Source organism: uncultured Duncaniella sp. (assembly GCF_910578445.1).
In the GTDB taxonomy this organism is placed as follows: Bacteria; Bacteroidota; Bacteroidia; order Bacteroidales; family Muribaculaceae; genus Duncaniella.
Window position 1 is genome coordinate 77514 of record NZ_CAJTQC010000002.1, and the last position, 25107, is coordinate 102620.

The window sequence follows — 25107 nt, forward strand, 5'->3', positions numbered from 1 at the left end:
CGGTTGATTGATTTGTCATTCGGTCGGAGGAGGTCCGATGGCCCACTTTGGATTGCAGCTTGTCCATACCTTTATGCCGTTTTTGGGTTCTTGCAATTTTTCCATCATGGTTTGAGAGGCTACGTATATAGTCAGATTGGGCATTTCCGCAGGACCGAAAACCGTATTTTGCGATTGAGGAACATCGGTGCATCGTGTCAGGTCAAATGTCGTCAGGCTGTCACATTTTTGGAAGGGAAAAGAATAAATTCTTGATAGGTTTCCAAGCACAACCGATTGCAATGACCTGCACCCCTCACAGGCGTTAGCTCCTACTATGGTCACGTTCTTTGCATCAAGTCGTGTTATTCCGCTACGGTAAAACGCCATTTCTCCTAATTCGGTCACAGTCGACGGTATTGTCACGTCTGTGAGATTTATGCAATCGACAAATGCGCCTTCTGGAATTTTTGTCAGCCCTTCGGGTAAAATGATTTCTTTTAAGCCTGAAACGGGATTTGGATTTTCTTTTCCATGTATATTTAATGTCTGCGTGCAGAATGCAAGGTTCGGCAATTCGGTTATTCCGGCATTTTCAAGATTCAGTGCCAGCTGTTTGTCTTTTCCATTGCCATCGGATGCGAGATAGGTGCGGAGGACATTGAAATCAGAGTCGTTCATCGGGCCTGAAATCTTCACTGAATTCCCGGAGCCGATAGCTTCAATCAGTTTTTCTTCTGTGAGAGTTCCTGCTGTCGTTAATGTTATTTCCGGATAGGTTGTCGGTTTGGTGTCATCGCCTGGCCCGGGTACGGGTGTGTCATCGCCAACTCCGGGAATGGTATTGTCATTCCAGCCTGTGTTGATGGTTACGGAGAATGATTGGGCCACTTTCGACAGACTCATGATGTTTCCCTCGATAATGGTTCTGTGATTGGCTTTAAACGATACATTGGAAATCTGTTGGGTGTGAGATGCTGATTCTCCGTCAGGTTTATATGTCAGGGAAAAGTCCTCGACAAACATGGATGGATCGTTTCCGGCCTTGTATGAATCATTGGGTGCAAGCATATAAACAGATATTATATCGCCGCTTTGATTCGAACTGTCAATGGTCTTTTCCAGTGATACGGTTGTTGAACCGCTTTCTTTCGTATAGCTCTGTCCGACGGCCGAATAACTGTAGTTAGCCCTTGTGAATGACACATTGACGAGGTCTCCGACGTTAAGTTGCGAAGATTCACGGATTACGAGTTTGGCAACGGCGTGTTGCAATATGATTGTTGCTGTCGATTCGCTTGGTCTGAAGTTGCTATTGCACTGTGTATATGCGATTGAAGGGCTGTTGTTGGATGACTCGGAATACTTTATGGCCTCAAGTCCGCTTGTAGAATCGAATTTATATCCGCCTGCATCAGCCCAGAAAGCGACAGTGTATGTGTGGCTGCGGTCAAGTTCCAGAGAAAATTCGAAAAGACCTCCGTTCGGATTGCCCGGCATCGCTCTCTGTAGGATGGCATTGTTTGAATTGTCTTTAATATACATAAATGCTCTCGTTGGCGGAGAGTCTGGGAGGTTCGTCCCGGCTCTTGACTGTTGTTCCTGATCTGCCGACACGCTGAAAGTCATGTGGATTGGGGAACTGTCGATTGAATCAGGCGAAAAACCATCATTCCGGCTGCATGAACCGATGAGCAGTGCTAACGTGCCAGTCAATAAGAATTGCTTGATTTTCATGGAATGTTATTTTTTATGTGATTGGTTTGTAGTTTAATAATCAAGGATTCAGAAGCGTATTATGATATCCTCACGCCAGCTTGTGTCAATCTGTATGCCTCCTGATGCGACTCCGAGTGTAAGAAAATTTCCTGTGACGGTTGTTTCATATCCACGGCGATAATCAATTTTAAGACCGGTGGCTCTGCTGATGGTCTGACCTGTAGTGCTTTTGATTTCAATGGTCAGTGTTACCGACGAATCGCTGTCGGATGCAAAAATCATATCTCCTCCGAGCATGACAGTGTTGGAGATTATAGCGCCTTCCGCCGGACATGGTTTAAAGCTATATCCGATGCCGTTGGCGGAGTCATTGGGTCTGCCGGTATCAACGTTGAACGAAGAAATGATAAAGAATTCATATCGGACATCGACCTTAATGTCCTCTATCGGCGGGTATTTGTCGGGGTGCAGTTCTCTCATGCGTATGTATCTTTCAACATCAGTGGAGATTATACGGTAGCTTGCCAGAGGTCTATTGAGAAAAGCCTCCACGGTTGATGTCATTCCACAATCAAGACTTAAGCTACTGACGGCTGTGCATGAAGCCTCTTTGGAAGGGATAGTTCCGATGTAATCGTCAGGCATGACCGTAACCGTGTGCAGATTGTCGGTATTGTAGTGTAAATCCCTGTCAGGTTCATTGATATTCGTATGGTCACACCATATTAGAATGTTGTAAATGCCTTCATCGGCATTGATTTCAATCTGACGGCAATGGCCTTCTTTGTCGGCATCCATTCGCTCGACGTGACGGAATGCTTTAGTGCCATCAGCTGAATTGTAACCTTCAACAACGCAACGCATAGCATAATTGTCTGCCATATCGCTTCTTCCAAATGGTTCATATGGAATCATTGCTGACACAGGCATGTGCAGTGTCAACAAAATCCGTGGCGGTTCTGTCTCATCGGAATATATGCAACTTGACAGGCCAAAAGCTGTTACCAACAGAGCTTTGGTCAATAGTTTCAAAGTCGCATTATACCGGCCGCAAAGTGTTTTTATGTTATGACGGTCGAAGGTTGAAACGTGGTTAATTAGGTTGTATCGCAGAATTTAGTCGGGATATTGAGACGTGAAATCAATATCCATAGCCGTTGCAAATTTATGCTTTTAAATTCAATTTAGCATAAAAATGTCAATAAAAATCCCATTATTTTAATAAATTATTGGTGAAAAAATCCTGCGATGCTATCATGCAAATCCTCATTTGTTATCTTGCCAGATGAGCCGGCCGGAGGATGAAGGGGAGAGGGTCGCGAAGCACGATTGATTTGTCTGTTTTCACCCTTACAAACGCTTTTTCGGCTTCTTCGGGGGTAGCGCACGCCTGAGTGCAGACATAGTAGAGAGGTTCGCGTGTATGTATAATAAAGGTCGAGTCATAGCCGGAAGCCTGAAGGCGTGCACGCATCTGGCGGGCATTGAATACTTGTTTGAACTGTCCGACCACCACATTGTAACGGCCGATTGTTTCGCGCGAAGCCCCGCCGTCTTCGGTATATCCGATATATTCGGTGCGCATGGGCATAGTGTCCCCTTTCACGACAAGGTCGGATGTACGTGCGCTATTGCGGATTTTGGCGTAGATGGTCGAATCCACGCCCGATGAATCACGATTTTTGGCAACTGCCGTTTCATATGCCTGACGGTAGTTGCTCTCGGTGGTTTTACAACCCTCTGCCACCATGGCGATAGCCATGAGTGACAGCGGGAGCAATGCCATTGACGAAATGGTCTTTCTCATAGTGAAATGAATCAGGATATTGGTTGCGATATATAGTTTAAACAACGTGATAGCCCTTTTCGGTCAGTGCGTTGCGCAGAATTTCGATATGGTCATTGTTGCGGGTCTCGACCTCGACGCGAATAAGACATCCGTTGATGGAGGTGATATGTGAATTTCTTTCGTGGGTGACAGAGATGATGTTTGCGCCATTCTCGCCAAGCACGTGGCAGACGCCCGACAGCTGTCCCGGCTGGTCGGTGAGGTCGAGGGTGAGCGTGCAGTTACGTCCGCTCTTGACGAGGCCTCTGGTGATGACGCGGTTGAGAATGGTCACGTCGATGTTTCCGCCTGACACCACGCATACGGTCTTTTTGCCCTTGATGGGGACTTTGTCGAACATTGCGGCTGCCACAGAGACTGCGCCCGCGCCTTCCGATACGAGTTTCTGTTGCTCGATGAGAGCGAGGATTGCGGCTGCGATTTCGTCTTCGCTCACAGTGACAATCTCGTCGACATACTTAGAGCAGAATTCAAAAGTGTTAGTGCCCGGCTCTTTTACAGCGATTCCGTCGGCGATTGTCGCCACCTTTTCAAGACGTACACGTTCGCCGTCGTTGATTGACTGGAACATGGAGGGAGCGCCTTCGGCCTGCACGCCGTAGACTTTTACATCGGGTTTGAGCTGCTTGAGCGTAAAGGCTATGCCTGCAATCAGACCTCCGCCGCCGATGGGGACGATGACGGCTTCCACATCGGGCATTTCTTCGAGGATTTCCAGTCCGATAGTGCCCTGACCTGCGATTACTTTAAGATCGTCGAATGGATGGATGAAAGTGTAGTTGTGTTCTTTCTGGAGTTCGACTGCTTTCTGGTAGGCATCGTCATACACACCCGGGACGAGACACACTTCCGCACCGAGACGCTTCGTAGCCTCGATTTTTGAAATCGGAGCTCCTGCCGGCAGACAGATTAGTGATTTGATGCCGTTGCGCGTGGCTGCGAGCGCTACACCTTGGGCATGGTTGCCTGCCGAGCAGGCGATTACGCCATGAGCTTTTTCTTCAGGGGTAAGCTGTGAGATTTTGTAATATGCGCCACGGAGTTTGAATGCTCCTGTGTGCTGGAGGTTTTCAGGTTTTAGATAGACTTCTGCTTCAGGGTTGATTTTGGGGACACCTATTAGGCGCGGATGGCGCGCTACGTCGCGGAGCACTTGTGCGGCGCGATAGACTTCTGAAATTTCCAATGTTTCTGCCATGGTGTAGATATAAATTTTGGCGGTGATATGATTTGACGCAAAATTAGGAAATACCTGTCGATTAACCAAAATAAAAATTCAAAGACAACTGTCGCTATACATATATGGATTGACAGGTTGATGGAAATTCGTATATTTGACTCAAAGAAATGGCTTGTGCCACCGCTTACCGGCCTGAAGGTCGACGAACGCTTTTCTTTTCATCGAATATTCTCACTATATTTGTGACTGTTTATGTTTTAAAAATATAAAACTATGAGCAAAGAAGTCATATATGTACTACTGCCCGACTATGCGGCGCATGAAACTGTCTATCTTTCACAAGCAATATCATCTGATGAATTTGCCTTGAAGGAGAATCCGAAATATGTCAACAAAGTGTTAGCTCCAACAATGGAGAGTGTCAAATCGATAGGCGGATTCCGCATAGAACCTGACTATTCATTGGATAGAATCGAGGAGTTGCCCGACGATTATGCCGCGCTGGTACTTATCGGTGGTTTCGGATGGGCCACTCCTGTTGCCGAGAAAGTTGTGCCTGTAGTCAGGCAAGCCATTGAACGCGGCAAGATTGTAGGTGCGATATGCAACGGGGCTTCGTTTATGGCTAAACACGGTTTTCTTAATTCGATAAAGCATACCGGCAATGGGATTGAGCAGCTCAGGCTATGGGGCGGAGAGACCTACACAAATGCCGACGGATATGTCAACGCGCAGGCTGTCAGCGACGGAAACATTGTGACAGCCAATGGCTCGGCGGCTCTTGAATTTGCCCGAGAGATGCTTTTGCTTCTCGAAAATGACACCCCTGAACGGATCGAGATGTATTATCAGTTTAACAAGCAGGGCCTGTGTGCACTTATGGCCAGATAATATAGACTATGGAAATCATCCATCGGATGAGGATAAATAGCCGCAGACCGTTACGGTTAGTCATGGCAAAGCCCCGCTTCATTAAGCAAAATAATGAAAGCGGGGCTTTACGTATGTGTAATCGTAGCTTAAATTGTCGTATAATTTAATAGTTGGACCTGCCTATTTTCCCGGCTGCTCCTGAATACGGAGTTTGTCTTCAAGCAGTTCGAGCTGCTGGAGTCCGGATGCACGCCATTGAGGCTCGCCGTTTTTAAAGATGATGATAGTCGGGACACTGCGGATCTGATACTTGGCAGACAGGTCCGGATTGCGGTCAACATCGACTTTTACGATGTTGGCTGCGTCGCCGACTTTATTTTTCAACTCGTCGAGAATAGGGCTTTGCATTTTGCAAGGTCCGCACCATGTGGCAAAGAAGTCTACAAGCGTTGGCTTGTCACTGTTGATTATTTCATTGAAATCATTCATAACTTTAGAGCTTTTAGTGCAGGTATAACGCCGGTGCAGCTCTGAAAGTTTTTACAGTAAAGATTCTTTAACCACTGCGCTTATTTCCTTGAACGCGTAGCTGCGATGACGGCCGGAGGGAAGACGCAGAGTGATGATGCCGTCGGGGGCTACGGAAACAATCTGTGCGTCGATACGTTCATGACGGATATTGTCGAAATATGGATAGTATGAATCAGTGCGCCACAGGGCGTTGAAATATCGTTCGCCGAGACTGTCGGTGCAATTGTTCAGTGATGACGCTATCGCGCAATCGACTTCCCGGAGTATCTCTTCGGCGAATTCAACGATGAGGTCACGCACGTCAAACTTTTTCCCTGCGAACTGTGTCATCGAGACGGGATTCGGAGCGTCAGACAGAAATACGGTCTGATTCACGTTTATTCCGATACCGACGATTGAATGATTGATGTTTGTTGGGGTGATGCTGTTCTCGATGAGTATTCCACAGATTTTGCCGTCGCCGACATAGATGTCGTTTGGCCATTTGATTCTTACGTCATGTCCGGGAAGGTGACGGCGCAACACATTGACGATGGCGAGCGATACAGCCTCAGAGATGATGAACTGACGTGACGGATGCAGACCATCAGGCTTCAGGAGTAACGACATGGTGATGTTCTCGCCGGGGGCGGATTCCCATGAGTTTCCTCGCTGGCCGCGGCCTGCGGTCTGTGTATGTGCGCTGACGACAGTCCCGTGGGATGATTCGCGTGCTATTCCGGCGAGATAGCTGTTGGTCGATGCGCTTTCGTCAAGTTCGATCAGTCTCATGCCTTGGCTACTTCTTCCTGCGAACCGATTGAGAGGCGGCGGCTGCCGTCGGGCATAACGTCGATTTTAACCCATACGGTGTCGTCGGGGAGAATGTCGGCGATACGGTCGGGCCATTCGATGAGGCAGAGTGCGCCCGAGTCGAGATAATCCTCGATGCCTATGTCGAAGGCCTGTTCAAGATTTTCGATGCGGTAGAGGTCGAAGTGATAGATGAGTTCGGCGGTGGTGTCTGAGCGATATTCGTTTACTATCGAGAATGTGGGCGAGCCTGTCGGGTCGTCCTCAACACCGAGTGCGCGGCTGAGTGCGTTGATGAACGTTGTCTTTCCTGCTCCCATCTCTCCGTCGAAAGCGTAGACGGTAGCGTCGTCCATAAGACCGAGGAATTCTTGGGCTGCTTCGGGCAGGGCTTCGGCCGAAGGTATCAATATCTGTTTCATATATGATAAAAAATATGTATGTGTTGTTTGAATGCTGTCGGATATTTTATGTATGGTTACTTTGCGGTGAGAGTGATGAGAGGGACGAGCATTTCTTCAGGTGAAATGCCTCCGTGCTGGAAAGTCCCCTCATAGTACTGCACATAGTAATTATAGTTGTTGGGATAGGCAAAGAAGTCGCGGCCTGTCGCGAAGATATATGTCGATGAGACATTGGGGGCGGGGAGACCGAGACGGCCGGGATTCTTCACCTCGTAGACCTGCTTGGGATTGTAGGCAAGATTTTTACCTATTTTATAGCGTAGGTTGGTATTTGTGTTCTTATCACCTACGACTTTTACGGGATTGTCGACTCTGACAGTTCCGTGGTCTGTGGTCAGAATAATCTTATAGCCTTTGGCCGCGATGCGACGGAATATCTCTATGGCCGACGAGTGGCGGAACCACGACTCGGACAGTGAGCGGTAGGCGGCGTTGGTCGAAGCAAGTTCGCGAATCATTTTAGACTCCGTGCGGGCATGTGAAAGCATGTCGATGAAGTTGAAGACAATCACATTCAGGTCATTTGCCAGCAGGTTGGAGAATTCACGCAGCAGCTTCTCGCCGGCGGCGGAGTCGTTGATTTTTGTATAGGAAAATTTGCAGTGACGGCGGTAGCGCTCAAACTGAGTGGCAATCAGAGGTGACTCATTGAGGTTCTTTCCTTCGGGTGAATCCTCGTCGACCCATAGTTCAGGAAACATCGACGCGATGTCTTTAGGCATAAGACCTGAGAATATGGCATTGCGTGCATATTGTGTCGCTGTCGGAAGAATCGAGCAATAGAGTTCTTCGCGGAAGTTGAAACTGTCGGCAAGGAGAGGCTTTATCGCCGCCCATTGGTCAAGACGGAAATTGTCGATAAGTATGAAGAAAACTTTTTCACCTGCGTCAAGGAGCGGGAACACGTGGGTCTTGAATATTTCAGGCGACATGAGAGGACGTCCCTCTGTCTGAGGATTGACAATCCAGTCCGCATAGTTGTTTCTGATAAATTTGGCAAAGGCGGTGGCGGCTTCCTTACGCTGCATGTCGAGAAGTTCGTCCATCTGTGTCTCTGTGGCCGACAGTTGTATTTCCCAGTGCACGAGCAGGCGGTAAAGCTCCATCCAGTCATTCACGTTGGATGCTTCGCCTATCATCTGTGATATGCGGGTGAATTCCTGCCGGTAATCGTTGCCTGTCTGCGACGACACGAGCTGGTCGGAGTGGAGATTTTTCTTGATTGAAAGGAGTATCTGTTTCGGGTTGACCGGTTTTATGAGATAGTCGGCGATTTTGTTGCCGACTGCCTGATCCATTATGTTTTCCTCCTCGCTTTTGGTAATCATGATCACCGGTATATGGGGCGATTCGAGCTTGATGCGTTGCAGCGTCTCAAGTCCTGTCAGTCCGGGCATGTTCTCATCGAGGATGATGAGGTCAAAGTTTTGTTCGTTGACGAGGGCAATGGCGTCAGCTCCGCTGCATGCGGTGACAACGTCATAGCCTTTCCCTTTGAGGAACATTATGTGGGGTTTTAGCAGGTCGATTTCATCGTCGGCCCATAGTATGGTGGACATGTATTAAGTGTTAAGTTTTGAGGATTAGGTATTAAGTCTGGAGGGTATCAGTCATCTTCATCGCCTTCACTTCCGAGCGGATAGTCTGGAAGTTTTGGTTTTGTTGGCTGAGGTTTGGGGACAGCCGGCTTTTGTGGCTGCTTTTTGGCCTTAGGTTTCGGCACAGGTGGCTGTGTCGGTTTGACTACGGGTCGAGGTGTCGCCTTCTTCAATGTATCGGCAGCGTTTTTCAGACTGTCGCCCTTGATTGTCTGGACGGCAGACGGTTTAGGCGCGGTGACATTGGTGGTGACGCTGTCTGTATTAACACTTTCAGTAGCCGGTTTTGTTTCAATGACGGGGACAGGAATGTCGAAGCCATCTGATGCTTCCGTATTGTCGTTTGGCGTTTTTTCAGGAGCGGTGGCCGGTCGGGCAATGGTTTCTTCATCATCGGTACTTTCACCATCGGCACTGTTGTCATCGCCTCCGCCATACATTTCTCCGGCCGAAGGGTATTCTTCGGGCGAAAGGACTGACTCATGCGTCTCTCTGATGCTTTCCTCTCCGATGAAGCGGAAATAGTCGTCGAACGAACCGCCGCTTTGCAGGAGTTTTTCAAAGTTGCTTTTGCTTATCTGGACAGGCCTTACTCCTTCGGGAAGCATCACTCCATTGTCCTGCGCGAGCAGCGAACGGTAGTGGTTGAGCTCTCCTTCATTTCTGAATCCTTTTATCAGCAGGAGACCGAGTTGCCCGAAATTCATCACTTCGAGGTCGAAATCCCTCACCATATAGGTGGTGAAGTTATGGCGTGCCACATCAAACAGGAGCTGATTTGGCGAAATGTTCTCGGTGGAGAATAGCAACACGAGATAGTGTGGCTCTTCGGGTTCGAGTGTGAAGTCAATTTCTCCGCTTTCGGTTGAAGTGGAGTCGTTCGACAGGCGTATGTCCCAGAGCATACTGCGCATGTTCGAGCCTCCGCTGCGCAGTTTGCGTCCCTGCGCGAGTCCGCGGAGATATGCCGAGGCCATGGGGGTGACATCCGTGTCGGGATAACGTTCGAGAAGTTCAGTGAGTGTCGCGCCAAATTCGTCGGGCTTGTTGTCGGTGACATAGGCGAGCGCTTCAAGGAACATGAATTTCGGCATCAGCGGCGACAGCGGATATTCGGTCTTCATTCTGCTATAGGCCTCATGGACCTTAGCGTTGTTATCGGCGAGATAATTGGCATAGGCATCTTCATAGAGCTGTTCCTGACGGGTGAACATCGATCGCAGATTCTCGATATAGTTCGGGTCGGCCATGGCTTTTGCAAAATTCGATTCGGGAAAATCGCTCAAGATGAGCTGACGGTAGCGTTCGGCCTCCGCCGGACGGTTGGCTCTGAGATTCATCAGATATTCGTTGTAATAGATGTCGAGCCGGTAGATATTGTCGGGATAACGGTTCATGAGCCGTTGCCATTCCGCATCGGCTGCATCGAAATCTTCAAGTTTGTCTTTCAGGATAAGGCCTGAGTTGTAGAGACCTTCGCGTATGACATCTTCTGCCGTGGTTTTCTCGACGTCGGTCGACGGTATCTGCTTCAGATAATATTCCGGATAGTGAGGGTCGTTGGCTTTTGCCGCTTCACTCTTCTTTTCATCCGAACTCTTGTCATCGTTCTCCTCCGGGTCGTCGGCGTTGTCGTCAGTATCCGTTTCGTTTTCACCCGAGCCGAAATCGTCGAAGCTGAACGACGATTTGTTTCGTCGACGCCAGTCGTTTTCGAGCTTTCGTGAGCCCCATCGTTTCTGGAAGTCCGTGCGGCCTGCGTTGCGGGTGGCGGTGTTGTAGAAATACCATGAATTGTCAGTGTTCAGATTGAATGAGGTCGGAGCTTTGGCATTGTCCTGTTTCAGGTTTGATCCGGCGGCCTGCTGCTCGGCAAGATACTCTTCGCGGCGGGCGGCGTCTGTTTCTTCTTTTTCCCGCTTTTTGAGGTCAGCGATGATTTTGTCGATGACGGCGAGGCGTTCGGCTTCCGGCATGGCGGCCAGCCGCAGCAGTGAATCATTGAGATTTACATTCTGTGAGTAGACGGCCAGCTCGTCGAGCACATCTGACCTCTTTCTGAGAGTTGCTATGTCAGGGTAGTCATCGGGAAGCAGCGGGACGGCCTCGGCATAGCATGGCTGTGCGAGGTCATAGCGGTGGCTGTCGAAGTACAGGCCTCCGAGTGTTATCTGCGAGAATGCTTTCTCGACACCGCCACGTGTCGATTTTTCTGCTGCAAGAATGTAGTTGGCTATGGCATTGGCTGTGTCGCGTCTTGACAGGTAAAGATTGCCGATAGCATAGTAAATCTGGTCGAGATACTCTTTGTTGCGGTCGTAGCGCGTCATCCGTTTAAGGGCCTTGACCTCGGGTGTGATGTCCGCGCCTTCAAAGACTTCGCTTTGTTTGATACGTGCGTTGAACTTGGTGCGATACGAGGCAGAAGTTGCCTTGCCTGCTTTCTTATATGCCTGATATGCCGCCGTTTTGTCACCTTCGGAAGCATAGAGCTGTCCTAAAAGAAAATTCAGACGCGTCTTCTGTGAGCCACCGGCGAATGTCAACGCTTCTTTGAGCATAGGTATCGCCTTCGCATTGTCATGCGAACGGATATAGAAATCGGCATAGGTGAAATAATAAAGCTCCTTAAGCCGTGAATTTGTCAGCTCGTCGGATTTGATTCGCGTAAGGATTGTTTCTGCCTCAAACAGCCAGTCGAGCCCGCAATAGCTCCGGGCCTGCCATAGTTTTGCTTCTGTGACTGTTTCCGGCAGCCATGTGAAATGCTTTACGACGTAGTAAAAAGTGGAGGCTGCTCCAAGGAAGTCGCCGTTGAAATACTGGCTTCTGCCCATGAGCATCCACGCGTTGTGGATAAATGGATTGTATTCCTCTCGTTTAAGCCATTTCTTGTATTCCGGATTGTTCGACTGGCCCGGTTTGCGCTTGGGGCGTTTCTTTATACTGTGGAGCTGAATGGCTTTCTGGGCTTTTTCGATCGAACGGGTGAATGATCCGCTCGGTTGTGGTGCTTTGGGATTGGAATAGGCTTCGACCGGGTGCATGAAGAGTTGCGAGGTGTAGTCATCCTCGTAAGCACTTTCCATTTCTTTCAAAGTTTCTTTGAAATGCTGGTCGCCGTTGAAATATACATTGTAGCGGGTGATGAAGGCCTGATAGTTGCGCGAGGCAGCAGTGTTTTTTTTAGTCGAGCATGAAGATACTGACGCGACTATCACCGCGACAGCAATGAGCGCCATTACCCTGCACAGGAAATGGCAGCAGAACAGGTCTGACCTCTTTTTCATCTCTTTTTCTTCAACGTAAATACAGGGGGATTATTGCGTTTTGTCTATAATATGGCAACAGACTGAATTTAGAGCAGTTAAATTTAAATATATCTCTGTGAAAAACATTAAAAAATGTAAAAATAAAGTGGCGGTTTTTATTTTGAGTTGTTATAAAAGCAACGTCAGCGAAACGTATGCTTCACAGACGCCCTGAAGTCAAAATTGATTGAAGGTGCGGCATGCCTGTCGGTAATTCCAAGGGTAGGTGACATGTAAATCAAAAGATAGACTACAAACCGAATAAAAATATGGCCCTGCATGACGGTCTACGGGGGATTAGACAAACTTCTTCGAAGCCAGAGTGTCCGGTCAATAAATAAAAATTATAAACACTTAATTTATTATTACTATGGCAGACAAGAAGTATTCACCAGTAGTACAAGAACTCGCAGACCTCATCAAAGAAAACAATTGGGAGGACAAATTCAATCAGGCTATCGCCAAAGTAGTTTCCTACAAGATTCCCGGACTTTCTGATATCGCCACGATTGAAGACTATCTTGACTATCTCGAAGCTTACATGCACTGGGTTCCTGCTGAAAACAAGGAAGGCACACATGTCTATCAGCATCTTTTCCGTTCCTTCTTCCTTCTGGATCAGGAACCTGTGAAATCGCTCCAGACTCCATGCGCGCCTGCTGATCAGCAGCCTGAGCTTACACCGCTTTCAAAATGGATGGTTGACTATTGCTACGGAATCGGCAACTGGCTTGACAGTCCTGAATCAATCACCGACGACAGTGTCAAATCGTTCTACGACTGTGCGGTCTATAACATGGACGAGTATCTTGAACCCCGTGGCGGATGGAAGACATTCAACCAGATGTTTGCACGTCACGTGAAACCCGGCTATCGTCCTATCGCAGCCATTGACGACGACAAGATTATTGTCCATCCTGCCGATGCTTGTTTCGGCGGTCAGTGGGAAATCCGTCCTGACACTCATGTTCGTATCAAAGGACTTGACTGGAGCATAGACGAACTTCTTGAAGGCAGTCCCTACAAGGATAAATTCAAAGGCGGCATGTGGTGTCACTCGTTCCTTAGCTGGACTGACTATCATCGTCAGCACGCCCCGCTTTCAGGCATTGTCCGCGAGGCTCGTGTCATTCAGGGCGCATGTTACGTTGATCTCGTCGCAGTTCCCGATAAGGTCAATCCTGCCACCAATCAGGTTGAGGCATGGCGTGCGACCGCTCCTGATCAGGCCGGTTATGAATTCATGCAGACCCGTGGCCTGATTGTGCTTGAGACAAAATATGGATATGTAGCCATTCTTCCTATTGCGATGCCACAGGTTTCGTCGGTTGTCGTTACTGCTGAAGAAGGTGTCGCCCTTAAGAAAGGTGATGAAATATCTTACTTCCAGTTTGGCGGATCGGATATTGTCTACCTCTTCTCAGCAAACATGAACGTGTCAATGTCTGCCCATAAGGGTACTCACTATAAAGTCGGTACAAAGATTGGAGAAGTCTATCCGGTGGTTGAACTCTGACCATAGTAAAATCCGATTTTCTCAAATTTCAGCTATGAAGTGATTTTTTTGAACGTATTCATGACCATTTGCCGGTCATGACACAGCGGGGGCCGGCATCACCGCCGGCTCCCGTTTTTTACCTCACGCTCTGATTCATTGCTTCACACCCGTTTAATAATCTATTAATTAAGGCATATATGGCTACTTCAACTTCACCCCGGTCATCCTCTGACAAGCCTCAGGTGAAAAAGCCATCGGCGGCTTTGATCTCGACAGGAGCGATGACTGTAATGATCATCACTACTGTGGTCAGTCTCCGTGGACTCCCATCGCAGGCTGAGTTTGGCATTCAGTCGATTTTCTACTATCTGTTTGCCGCAATCGTTTTCCTGATTCCGTTTTCTCTTGTCTGTGCCGAACTTGCTTCCACATACACTCATTCCGGTGGCCTTTATCGTTGGGTGTCAGAAGCTTTTGGTCCACGATGGGGATGGACGGCAATGTATCTTGAGTGGCAGACTCTGGTAATCTGGTTTCCTGCCGTCCTCATGTTTGCAGCCGTGTCGCTCGCATACATATTCTGGCCGGAATCATTTGACGCGAAACTGTCGGCCAACAAGATTTACACACTTGTAGTGGTGCTTGCGGTCTATTGGATAACGAATTTTATTGCTTTCCGTGGCATGAAGTCGTCGAAGATTCTGAGCACGCTCGGAGGTCTGTTCGGCACTATAGTGCCCGGTGCGGTTCTGATTATTCTCGGTGTCGCATATCTCTGCATGGGAAAGCCGATTATGCTCACCCATGAATCTTTCTTCCCTGATTTTACAAAAATAGGCACTATAGTGCTTGCCGCATCAATCTTCCTGTTCTACGGCGGTATGGAAATGAATGCTGTCCATGTGCAGAACATGAGTAATCCTGCCCGTCAGTTCCCTCGTGCGATTTTCCTTGCGGTCGCCGTTATCGTGCTTATATTTGTCTTCGCCACACTTGCCATAGGTTTTGTCGTCCCTGCAAAGGACATCAATCTTCTTGCCTCGCTGCTGGTTGCCTACAATGACCTTTGGGCATCTATCGGAGTGCCTTGGCTCGGAAATGTGATGGCCTTGCTGATTACTTTCGGTGTCATAGGGCAGGTCAGTGTCATCATTGCCGGCCCGTCGACAGGTCTTGTTGCCGTCGGTGAGAGCGGTTATCTTCCCCGTAGTCTTCAGAAGACAAATTCGCGCGGTGTCAATAAGCCGATTCTTTATGTTCAGGCTATTTTTGTCAGTCTGCTTTCGCTTGTGCTTGTTGTGCTCCCGTCGGTTGAATCGGCCTATCAGGTAATGTCGCAGATGGCTACTGTCATCTATCTGATTCTGGTATTGATGATTTATTTCGCATTCATCAGACTGCGTCGCACCCAGCCGCAGAAACATCGCGGTTTCCGTATCCCGGGTGGTAAATTCGGTGAAATCGTTGTCGGTGGCATCGGTATTCTCGGCGCGATTGTAGCTATGGTTCTTAGCTTTTTCCCGCCATCTCAGATCAACACCGGCAGCCCGGTTGTGTATGTACTCATAATCCTCTGTGGCGCTGTCCTGTTTTTCTGTGTTCCTCTGATTGTCTTTGCCAAGCGTAAGCCGTCATGGCGCAATCCGCAGGCCGATTTCTATCCCTTCGACTGGCAGATTGAGAACCGTGAGCCTTCACAGCCGTCAAAATGGAGTGCCGGTTATGAGCCTACTCCTGCCGACATTGCTGCTACGGATGCAAGAATTCTTGCCGAAGAAAACGGCGCGACTCCGGCTGAGGCAGAGACTATTGCTGCAGAAGCTGCTAAAGCTTACGATGGCTCTGCCAATCCACAGGCGGTGGCTTACGATGTCTATAATAAAAATAAAGGTGGCACAGCGAAGTGATGTCTGACATTCCCATCACATCCCACAAACAGTCAACATTATGAAAATCAACACCGGAAAGGGCACAATCTCCCTTATGACCCTGATTGCGATATGGTCAATCTCTCTGACTGTCAATCTGCCCGGGCTTGCCATCACACCGATGTTAGGCAATCTGGACAAGATATTCCCTCACACGTCTGAACTGGAGATTCAGCTCCTCACCGTGTTGCCAAATCTTTTCATAATCCCGTTTGTGCTGCTTTCGGGAAAGCTGTCGCTGTCCAAAAGCAAAATTAAAATAGTAGTGGTGGCACTCGCCATATATCTGGCGAGTGGCATCCTCTATTTCTTTGCCAAAAACATGGTCGACCTGATTGTCATCAGCTGTCTGCTTGGCATCGGGTGCGGATTGCTCATACCGCTTGCCGCCGGTCTTCTGGCTGATACGTTCGTAGGAAAGTATCGTATGAGGCAGTTGGGCATCAAGTCGGGCATTTCGAATATCGCCCTTGTGATTGCTACCTACGTCGTCGGTTGGCTCAATCATGGAAACTGGCGTCTGCCGTTTCTCGTTTATCTGATTCCGGCGATACCTCTTGTATTGTCTGTATTTCTGCGTGGCATTCCAAAAGCCGATCTCTATCCCGCATCTGTCACACCTTCGCCCGACGTAAAGGCTACAGCCAAGGTTGCGTCCAAGGCTTCTGCTGCCGGCGTGCCGGCCAAGGCTATTCATGCCAAAGCCCCCGCAAGTGTCGATGATGCAGCGAACGGCAACTCCGGGCGTGTGAAGAACGGCTTCATAGTCTCGCGCGTATGGTCGCTTATCGCAGTCTATTTCTTTGTATGTTATGCAACCGTAATAGTCAGCTACTATACTCCGTTTCTCATGCAGGCAGACGGGATGGGTGATTCTGAAGTCGGGACTGTCACCGCTATTTTCTTCCTCGCGGTGTTCCTTCCGGGGTTCATATTGCCATATGTCGTGAAGGCTCTGCGGCAGACGACGCTTATTGTTTGTTCGCTTGTCATGGCAGGCGGTATAATCCTCATGGTGGTGGGACATGATTTCGGTGTGATGTGTGTGGCAGCCGTTCTGGTCGGATTCGGCTATGGAGTTTTCCAGCCTCTGATCTATGACAAAGCTACGCAGATAGTCACTGACCCGGCCAAATCTACGCTTGCGTTGGCAATTGTGCTCGCGGCCAATTATATTTCAGTCAGCGCCACGCCGTTTATTGTCGACGGGTTCAGGGACATCTTCGATCCTCATCATCTCAACAATGCGTTCCCGTTTGTGCTTAACTCGGTTCTGCTTGGCATATTTACCATTATTGTGATTGTATTTCGCAAGTCATTTGTGTTCCGCATAGATCCCTCGTATTATGAGTGAACCGCTTACGGATACGCACTAATATTTTAAAGCTTCTTTATTTTTCACAATGAATACTTTTACACGTTTCATCATCTTTTGTCCGGCCTTGGCTATAGTGCCTTCTGTTTCCGGACAGTCTCATCCTCTTACGCCTGAGTATCAGGAAGTGACAATAGTTAATCCTCACTCCGCTGCATCGTCAGATACGACCGTAGTGAATGTCTATGACATATTCCTTGAAAATTCACCTAAATCGTTTAAAGTTCCCGGTGCTCCACGGTTTGCAATCGAGGGGAAGGACAGAAAATTTTATTTAGGTATAGGAGGAACGGCCAAAGCGACACTTTCCTATGATTGGGGTAATCCGATTGATAATGCCTACGATTTCACAACCTCTGCAATCCCGATGACACAGCGTCCCGGCGACGGAGGTCTTGTGCAGGCCACAGCCGCAACAAGCGGTCTTTTTGTCAATTTCGTGGCGATGCCCGGTGATAAGAATCAGCTTGGGGTTTATTTTAATTTCAATCTGACCGGCAATGGTAATGACTATGGGTTCAATCTCTGCTATGCCTATATAAAGTATAGAGGTTTCACTGTCGGTTATGACTATAGCCTCTTTTCTGATATGGCGGCCGCACCTCCGAGCATTGACAACGAAGGCCCGTGCGGATTCACGGCCATACCCAACGGAGTTATCGACTATCGCCACGACATCAATTCGAAATGGAGCGTTGCTATAGGCGCTGAGATGCCTATGGTATCGGCCACGACCGGTGAGAATAGCTATGTGGTGAATCAGCGTGTCCCCGACATCCCGGCCTATGTGCAGTATTCATGGGGCGGAGGCAAAAGTTGGCTTCGTTTTTCAGGTATAATGCGCAATATGCTATATCGTGATGAGGTCTCCGGCAAAAACCGTGATGTGGTTGGCTGGGGTGTGAAAATGAGTGGAAGTGCCTCTGTTTCTTCATTCCTCACCGCGTATTATCAGGCTGCCTATGGAAAAGGCATCACGAGCTATTTTCAGGATCTGTATGAAGGAGGCCTTGACATGGTTCCTTCGGGCGACGGCTCACTTAAGGCCGTGAAGGCTTGGGGCGGTTATCTCGGCCTTCAGTACAATATCTCGCCTAAGGTCTATGCGACCACGACCTACAGCCATGTGCGCAACTATGCCCCTGACTATTCCGGCGGCGTGACTGCTTGGAGCGGGCAGTATAAGTATGCTCAATATGCGTTGGCAAATATAATGTGGAACATCACTCCACAGATTTCAACAGGCCTCGAATATATCTATGGCCGGCGTGTGGATATGGATGGCATGTCGCGTCACGACAACCGCATACAGACTATGCTTCAGGTGACATTCTGACGGTTCAATGATAGTCTGATAATTGAAAACGGCTGTCAGCTCAGGGATTGTTCCTGATGCTGACAGCCGTGATGTTTAAATTTCGCTTGGGCTATTATTTTTTTACCTTGAATCCTTTTCCGGTCCATTCATAGGTGAGCGACGGTTTTAGGTCGGAAGACAGGTCATCGTAGAGAGCCTTGTCAAGAAACTTGTCGAGATTGTTGGTGAGAGTGAGAGTCGATGTCGACGGATCGATGCGGTAGGAGGCGAGCATGAATGGTACTTGCATAGTCACGTTCGCTTCGTTTTTGCTTCCGCTTTCGGTCAGCCACTCTTTCCAGCCCGGTTTGGTGAAATAAGTTTCAGTCGGCAGAGGTTTCCAGTCCGGGTCATAGAATCGGATATTTGAATCCAGACCGGGAGTGGCTACAGTGCTTATAAGGGCAATGATGTTGCCTTTTGATCCTTTCAGCTCCACCAGCTGTATGGCTGACGAATCGGTCATCTTCACAGTGATTGATTCAGGTGTCATTTCTGTGATTGCCGAACGTCCGTCGAGCTGGTTTTGAGAGGGTGTGGTCATACCGTTCTTGAAATAGTCGACCATGTCAAGACGGGTGTTGCGGTCAAGCAGCGGAAATATGTTTTGCGGTGCTGAGGTGAACAGGTCGGCGGCTGACTGAGCGGTTGCTGTCAGCGATGCTGCCCCGATGGCGATGGCAAGGAGATATTTTTTCATTGTCGATATGTCTGAGGATGATTATTTGTTGCTCTTTTTGCCTTTGCGTTTATCGGCTATTTTGGAGTAGTCGCGCTCTGCGTCGGCGATTTCGCTGTGGAGGCGTTTGCCATAGAAATCCGCACCGGTGAGAGCTCCCACTACTTTCCGGGCATCAGCCTTCTTCACGTCAAAGAGTGAGTAGGCCGGTAGCAGGTCGATACGGCCTACGTCAACACGCTTGCCGGTGACGAGTTTGTTGAGCATCTCGATGAGGTTTCCGGCAAAGAAGCCGTCGCGTTTGCCGACGTTGATATATATGCGTTCCATTCCGCGTTCGGCTGTCCGGCGGTCCTTTTCCTTGTCGTTTTTAGGACGTTCATGTTCGCGCTCCCCTTTGTTGCGTTTGCGCTCGGCTTTCGACTGTTTCACGTCGATGACATCGATTTTAGGCGCGTCTTTGTAGTAGTCGAGCAGTCGGTTGAATTCGAGCGATATGACACGCTTGAGCAAATCTTCTTCCGAAAGCCATTCGAGTTTGCGGGAAATTCCCGGAAGATATGCGGCGATTTCTTCCTCGTTGACTTTGACACGTTCGATACGGTCGGCAAGATTATAGAGCTGCTTTTCGATGATATGTTCCGGGGTCGGGACTTCCTTGTGCTCGAAAGTCTTGCCGATGATGCGTTCGATTTCGCGTAGCCGTCCTTTCTCGCGGGAGTGGATTATTGCAATCGACACGCCCGACTTTCCGGCACGGCCTGTACGGCCCGAACGGTGGGTATAGACGGCTGTGTCGTCAGGAAGCCCGTAGTTGATTACATGGGTCAGATTGTCGACATCAAGACCTCGTGCGGCAACGTCGGTGGCCACGAGCAATGGGACGACATGGTCGCGGAACTTTTTCATAACGATGTCGCGCTGCTGTTGCGACAGGTCGCCGTGGAGTGCTTCGGCGTTGTATCCGTCACGGATGAGGTTGTCGGCGATTTCCTGTGTGTCGCGACGTGTGCGGCAGAATACGATTGCGTATATGTTGGGTGAGTTGTCGACAATGCGTTTAAGTGCGAGATATTTGTCGCGCGCGTTTACCATATAATATATGTGGCGGACGTTTTCAGCTCCTTCGTTGCGTGTGCCGACTACGATTTCCTCATAGTCTTTCATATAGCGCTTGGCTATTTTGAGGATATCCGGGGGCATTGTCGCTGAGAACAGTAGCATCTTGCGCTCCTCGGGGACGTATGACAGAATCTGTTCGAGTGATTCAAGGAAACCCATGTTGAGCATCTCGTCGGCTTCGTCAAGCACCACTGTATGGACATCGTTGAGCTTGACGACTCCTCGTTTGATGAGGTCGATAAGGCGTCCCGGAGTGGCTACGATGACCTGCACACCTTTTTTCAGCATGCGTATCTGGCTTTCGATGCTTGAACCTCCGTAGACGGGGAGCACTTTCACTTCGGGTACGTATTTTGAAAAGTCCGCAAGGTCACTTCCGATTTGCAGGCAGAGCTCGCGTGTCGGTGCAAGAATCAGTGCCTGCGGGCGGTTGATATGTGGGTCTATGCGTTGTAACACCGGCAGGCCGAAGGCTGCCGTTTTACCTGTGCCCGTCTGGGCGAGGGCTATTATATCGTGTGCGTCGCCGAGCAGACGGGGGATGACACGTTCCTGCACTGGCATCGGAGATTCAAATCCGAGTTCTTCGACGGCTTTGCGCAGTGGCTCGTTGACGCCGAGTTCTTCAAAAGTTTTCATAATTATGTAATTATATATATTTGGTAATCCACTTCTAATATAACCACAGAGAAGGCCTTAAAGTTGATATATGCTATCTTACCCATTGTGAGGGGTTAAGTTTCTGGCGTTCATTGCGTATTTCGAAGTGGAGTATGGTTCGGTTACCATCGTCGGGGTCGGAGTGGATTGTACCTAAAGTGTGGCCGGCTTTTACATAGTCGCCGCTTCTGACACTCACACTTCCGAGACCTGCATAGATGGATATATAGCGTCCGTGACGTATCATTACGATAGAGTTGAAGCCGTCCTGCTTGAAGATTGCCGATACCGTGCCTGCGAATATCGAGCGGGCTGTGCTGCCCGGTGCTACTTCAATGTCGATACCTGAATTGTCGGTCTCGACGTGGCGCAGGGTGGGGTGGGGCTGACGGCCGAAAGGACGGACTATTTTATACTTCCCGTTGACCGGGAAAAGTAGTTTGCCCTTGTTGGATGCGAACGAGCCGGACAGCGCTTCGGCATCGGTCGATGCAGCTGTGCGTGTGGTCGCTTTGGCGGAGGCCACTTCTTTGGCCGACGGGCTGTCGGTTTTTGCAGCTTCGCTGCTCTGGGCTGTTTCTTTGTTTTTTGAGCGAGCCGCGGCAGCCTGCTCTTTTTTCTTTCTCTGGCGTTCGGCTTCGGCGGCTTTGCGTCGTGCTGCCTCTTCCTCGCGTGCGATACGCGCCTGTTCGGCTGCGATAAGCCTGTCGAGCTCGCGGTCGAGTGCGGCGGCTTTGCGTTTCTGCTCGTTGAGCGATTGTCTGAGAGCTGAATCTTCCTTGCGCAGCTTGGTCACCATTTCTTCCGACTCCATCTGCTGGCGTGAGAGGGTCTGCCGTGCCTGTTCTGCTTTGCGGTATGCCACGTCCTGACTGTGGCGCAGGTTGGTGAGATGGGCGCGGCGGTCGGCTATACGGTCGATAGCGCTGTGTATTTTCTCCACTTTGCGTTCCCTCCATGCGGTGAACTGACGCAGATACCTGATGCGGCTGTAGGCTTCGGAAAATGTTTCGGCGGAGAAGATGAACGAGAGGTCGCTCGCTGCCCCGGAGTGGGGTTGCAGGTCTTTCATCGCCTTGACATAGGCACAGCGCATGCTTTCAAGTTCGCCTTCGAGGATTTTGATTGAATCGGCAGTTGCGTTTATGGCCGAGCCGAGCGAGTCGATGTGTTGTCGCAGTCCCTCCACCTGATTTTTGGTGGTGGCGATGTCTGCGTTGAGCGAATTGAGCTTGTTGAGCTGCCGGTTGAGTTCTTTGGCATTGGTCTGGAGCTTGGTGGATGTCTCCGAGATTTTACGCTCTGTCGAACTCTTGTCCTTCTTCACAGTTTCCATTGTACGGTGCTGGGTGCTGCTGCGCTGTGTAGTGCGTTGCGTTCGACTACGCTTCTTGTTTGTCTGTGCGTCCGCCGGCCACGACGCAAGCAGCAGCCCCATCAGGATGATGGTCAGACAGCGGATCCAGAATCTTGAAAACTGTGGCATTAATAGTAATGGTGATGAATTAGGATGTGATTGAGAGGATTGTTATTAAATATCCTCTTTTAAGTCGGTGTAGAAATTATTTTTTCGCGTTGAGCTTCTTTATGATGTCTTCAGCATGTACGCGTGTATACCCTTTGGGTACAGTCCATGACTTGCCGTAGCCTTTGCCCCAGTCTGCTTTGCGTGGATTGAGGGTTATTTCACCCGTGAATGTCGTTTTTGAGGTTTTGGCAGAGATAGAGGTATTGCCGGCCATAGGGCCTGTCTCAGATGTATCGAAGTCTGAATAGTCGGCTGTTATTGGTGACCGGGCAGGAAGGTTGACTGTCAGTAGCTCCACATTGCCGGTCGGGGTGTCGATTGTGAAGTCATATTTCATTCCCATTGGACTGCGGTCAGGGGTGATGGTCCATGTAGCGCCATTTCCTGAAAGAGTGCATTGCGAAAGAGCTACGTTATTTTCTCCAAGCACGAACGGCCGTCCAAGTATCATGTCCTGAACGTTGCCCACGGTTGCCGGAAATCCTCCCATAAGGTCGCGGATGCTTTCGGCGAAATAGATTCTTTCGAGTTTATATGCGGCATATATGCTGTCTTCCGTGACCATGAGCGATGCCACTTCCATGCCGAGAAATCTGAACGACATGTGTATCGAGTGGTTGCGCTCCATGCTCAGTGTCCCTCCAATGCTCATGTTTTTGGGGCTTCGGAGCGAGAGGGTGACAGGCATCTTCATGCTTTCCCATTCTGAGTAGCCGTTTTCAAGACTATTGAACAGCTCTTTGAGCACTCCTTGCGAGAGAGCCTCTGCAGAATTGTGTTCATAGCCTCCTCCGCTGACAACACCTGTGCGCGACGAGTGGCATCCGGTGGTCATGACCGACAGCATCGCTATGAGCAATGCCACGCAGATTTTCGAATTTGCCTTATATAGATTTATGATTCCTGTTGTCATTTGAAGAAATATGTCTTGTGTTTAACTTTCCGTTCGAGCAGTTCATTTTCGGGGGCGAGCTTCAGGGCTTCTTTCCAGAATTCGAGAGCCCCGTCGGGGTCTCCGTCCATGAAATGGATGTCGCCGGCGTGCTCAAGTATCTCTTCCGAGCGCTCATCGGTCAGCCCGAGTGTCTTGTCAATGATTTCGCGGGCCTTGGCGTAGTCCTTGAGTTTGAACAGGACCCAAGCGTAGGTGTCGAGCGTCGTCGGATTCTCCGGTTCGGCGGCGACAGCTGTCTCGACCATCGAAAGGGCATTGTCAAGGTCGCGTCCCTCGCATGCGAGATAATATGCGCAGTTGTTGAGTGCAAGATAATTTTCGGGGTCATAGAGGAGTGCTTTCTGATAGACAGTGAACGCGCTGTCGAGCAGTTGGCGGGCATAAAGGTTGTCGCCCATCGCACCGTAGATACGTGATATGGTCTTGGTGTCGGTCGAGTCGATTAATTCGAGTGCGCGTTCATATTCCTTCGGAGCTTTCTCACGTTCTCCCTGCTGGTCATAGATTGAGCCGAGCACGAGATACTGACGGCCGTTTTCCGGATAGTAGCGGAATGAGCGTTTGATTGCCGCTTTGGCATCGTCGAGTTTGTTTTCCTGCAGATAGAGGGATGTCAGCATTTCCCAGCCTTCTTCGTCGGCGGGGTCGAGGTCAAGTGCGCGTTCGGTCTGTTCGGCGGCTTTCACATAGTCTTTGGTGACAATCAGGTAGCGGGAGTAGAGCGCATGGATGTCATGCTCGTGGGGATGCTGGTCAATAAGTACATCGAAAAGTTTGCCGACGCGGGGAAGCTGAGTGGAGTCGTTATACATCTCCTGTATGTAGCTGCGCAGTATCGCGAGCTTTGTCTCCACATCGAGGCTTTTTTGCTGCAGGGCTTGGAACACTTCGCGGTTGAATGCCGTGCTGTCGCCCATTGAATTGTAGAATTGGGCACGTGAATAGTAGGCAAGACCGCTTGACGGATCAAGTTCGCAAGCGCTGTCATAGAAAGCTTTTGCCTTCTCGTTCTGTCCGAACATTGCATATATGTCGCCTGAGAAGACTTGGAAATCTACGTTTTTTGGCGACGATTCGCGCAGACGGTCCACCTCGCCGAGTATAGCGGCAGTGTCCTGACGGGCGAAATAGAGCTGTATCTTTTTTGTCGAGAGCGGAATGCTCTTTCCTTCGGCTATCTCGACCGAGTCATAGACCGCTATGGCCTTTGCCCTGTCGGCATCCGAACCTCCCTGCCCGAGCGCGTTGGCATAGCGGTAGGTTATTTCAAGGTGTTCCGGATAGTAGGTGTGAAGTCTTTCCCAAGTTCTGATAGCCTCGTCGCGGTTGAGCAATTGCTCGTTGATCATTGCATAGCGTCCGCCATAATAAAGGTCAGACGGGTTTGCCTCATTATAGTCACGTAGCATTGCCATTGATTCTCCTATCAGGGTCGAGTCGGTCTGCGACAGACGTAGGAGATAGAGCGACAGCTCCACGCCGATATCCTTGTCGGCTGAATTAAGTTCGCGAGCTCTCTGAAGCAGCGAATAGGCTGCATCATGCTTACCCTGCGATTTGGCTCGCAGAGCTTCAAGATAGATATAGTCGGCTTTTCGTGAGTCCTCAGCCGTGGTGGCATATTGCCGGTCTTTGGCCATGACAGACAGCGCTCCGATGGCGAGGATCGTGAGGATCAGGACGGGAAGTTGTTTCATTTTGCTTTAGTG

19 protein-coding genes are annotated in these 25107 nt (G+C 49.5%); 5 read left to right on the forward strand and 14 right to left on the reverse strand.

Going from position 1 to position 25107, the window contains the following annotated elements; translation table 11 throughout:
• Positions 1–15 precede the first annotated feature (15 nt).
• From QZ311_RS01600 to ilvA, 4 genes are all read right to left on the reverse strand, one after another.
• Positions 16–1716, reverse strand: coding sequence for a leucine-rich repeat domain-containing protein (locus QZ311_RS01600; protein ID WP_297063177.1), 1701 nt, complete (start codon positions 1714–1716; stop codon positions 16–18).
• 48 nt (positions 1717–1764) lie between these two features.
• Positions 1765–2580, reverse strand: a complete 816-nt coding sequence (locus tag QZ311_RS01605; RefSeq protein ID WP_297063179.1) for a DUF6562 domain-containing protein — start codon at positions 2578–2580, stop codon at positions 1765–1767.
• Between the two features lie 391 nt (positions 2581–2971).
• The gene (locus QZ311_RS01610; RefSeq protein WP_297063181.1) at positions 2972–3505 is read right to left on the reverse strand and encodes an SPOR domain-containing protein; all 534 of its coding nucleotides are present in this window, start codon (positions 3503–3505) and stop codon (positions 2972–2974) included.
• A 37-nt stretch (positions 3506–3542) separates the two neighbouring features.
• Positions 3543–4745 carry a threonine ammonia-lyase gene (ilvA, locus tag QZ311_RS01615; protein WP_297063183.1) on the reverse strand — a complete coding sequence of 401 codons (1203 nt, stop codon included), beginning with the start codon at positions 4743–4745 and terminating at the stop codon, positions 3543–3545.
• A 255-nt stretch (positions 4746–5000) separates the two neighbouring features.
• Here ilvA and QZ311_RS01620 point away from each other — a divergent pair, with 255 nt between their 5' ends.
• Positions 5001–5618 (forward strand): DJ-1/PfpI family protein, encoded by a 618-nt coding sequence (locus QZ311_RS01620; protein WP_297063185.1) that lies wholly within the window; start codon positions 5001–5003, stop codon positions 5616–5618.
• Positions 5619–5780: 162 nt separating this feature from the next.
• Here QZ311_RS01620 and trxA read toward each other — a convergent pair whose 3' ends face one another.
• Genes trxA through QZ311_RS01645 form a run of 5 tightly spaced genes read right to left on the reverse strand, consistent with a single transcriptional unit; the run spans position 5781 to position 12275 of the window.
• Positions 5781–6089 carry a thioredoxin gene (gene trxA / locus QZ311_RS01625; protein ID WP_297063187.1) on the reverse strand — a complete coding sequence of 103 codons (309 nt, stop codon included), beginning with the start codon at positions 6087–6089 and terminating at the stop codon, positions 5781–5783.
• A 51-nt stretch (positions 6090–6140) separates the two neighbouring features.
• On the reverse strand, positions 6141–6902 hold the full coding sequence (locus QZ311_RS01630) for a biotin--[acetyl-CoA-carboxylase] ligase (RefSeq protein ID WP_297063189.1): 762 nt from the start codon (positions 6900–6902) through the stop codon (positions 6141–6143).
• Positions 6899–7345 carry a tRNA (adenosine(37)-N6)-threonylcarbamoyltransferase complex ATPase subunit type 1 TsaE gene (gene tsaE / locus QZ311_RS01635; protein ID WP_297063191.1) on the reverse strand — a complete coding sequence of 149 codons (447 nt, stop codon included), beginning with the start codon at positions 7343–7345 and terminating at the stop codon, positions 6899–6901. Before tsaE ends, QZ311_RS01630 begins: the two co-directional genes overlap by 4 nt.
• A 56-nt stretch (positions 7346–7401) precedes the next feature.
• A complete protein-coding gene (locus QZ311_RS01640) occupies positions 7402–8946 on the reverse strand; it encodes a bifunctional response regulator/alkaline phosphatase family protein (RefSeq protein WP_297063194.1) in 1545 nt (514 codons plus the stop codon).
• A gap of 47 nt (positions 8947–8993) precedes the next feature.
• Positions 8994–12275 (reverse strand): tetratricopeptide repeat protein, encoded by a 3282-nt coding sequence (locus QZ311_RS01645; RefSeq protein ID WP_297063196.1) that lies wholly within the window; start codon positions 12273–12275, stop codon positions 8994–8996.
• 391 nt (positions 12276–12666) lie between these two features.
• Here QZ311_RS01645 and QZ311_RS01650 point away from each other — a divergent pair, with 391 nt between their 5' ends.
• The 4 genes from QZ311_RS01650 to QZ311_RS01665 all read left to right on the forward strand — a co-directional run bounded on the left by QZ311_RS01650 (position 12667) and on the right by QZ311_RS01665 (position 18433).
• Entirely contained in the window at positions 12667–13812 is a 1146-nt protein-coding gene (locus QZ311_RS01650) for a phosphatidylserine decarboxylase (protein ID WP_297063198.1), read from the forward strand.
• A 179-nt stretch (positions 13813–13991) separates the two neighbouring features.
• Entirely contained in the window at positions 13992–15701 is a 1710-nt protein-coding gene (gene gadC, locus QZ311_RS01655) for a putative glutamine/gamma-aminobutyrate antiporter GadC (protein WP_297063200.1), read from the forward strand.
• Between the two features lie 40 nt (positions 15702–15741).
• Positions 15742–17076 carry an MFS transporter gene (locus QZ311_RS01660; protein ID WP_297063202.1) on the forward strand — a complete coding sequence of 445 codons (1335 nt, stop codon included), beginning with the start codon at positions 15742–15744 and terminating at the stop codon, positions 17074–17076.
• Positions 17077–17125: 49 nt separating this feature from the next.
• Complete coding sequence (locus QZ311_RS01665) at positions 17126–18433, forward strand: porin (RefSeq protein ID WP_297063204.1); 1308 nt, start codon at positions 17126–17128, stop codon at positions 18431–18433.
• Between the two features lie 94 nt (positions 18434–18527).
• Here the strand turns inward: QZ311_RS01665 and QZ311_RS01670 are convergent, their stop codons facing one another.
• From QZ311_RS01670 to QZ311_RS01690, 5 genes are all read right to left on the reverse strand, one after another.
• On the reverse strand, positions 18528–19154 hold the full coding sequence (locus QZ311_RS01670) for a DUF3256 family protein (RefSeq protein ID WP_297063205.1): 627 nt from the start codon (positions 19152–19154) through the stop codon (positions 18528–18530).
• Between the two features lie 21 nt (positions 19155–19175).
• Positions 19176–20894: a DEAD/DEAH box helicase gene (locus QZ311_RS01675; protein WP_297063207.1), complete on the reverse strand. Its 1719-nt coding sequence runs from the start codon at positions 20892–20894 to the stop codon at positions 19176–19178.
• Positions 20895–20967: 73 nt separating this feature from the next.
• Positions 20968–22401 (reverse strand): peptidoglycan DD-metalloendopeptidase family protein, encoded by a 1434-nt coding sequence (locus tag QZ311_RS01680; protein WP_297063209.1) that lies wholly within the window; start codon positions 22399–22401, stop codon positions 20968–20970.
• A gap of 76 nt (positions 22402–22477) precedes the next feature.
• Positions 22478–23356 (reverse strand): DUF4292 domain-containing protein, encoded by an 879-nt coding sequence (locus QZ311_RS01685; RefSeq protein ID WP_297063211.1) that lies wholly within the window; start codon positions 23354–23356, stop codon positions 22478–22480.
• Positions 23353–25095 carry a tetratricopeptide repeat protein gene (locus QZ311_RS01690; protein ID WP_297063214.1) on the reverse strand — a complete coding sequence of 581 codons (1743 nt, stop codon included), beginning with the start codon at positions 25093–25095 and terminating at the stop codon, positions 23353–23355. Before QZ311_RS01690 ends, QZ311_RS01685 begins: the two co-directional genes overlap by 4 nt.
• Positions 25096–25107 lie beyond the last annotated feature (12 nt).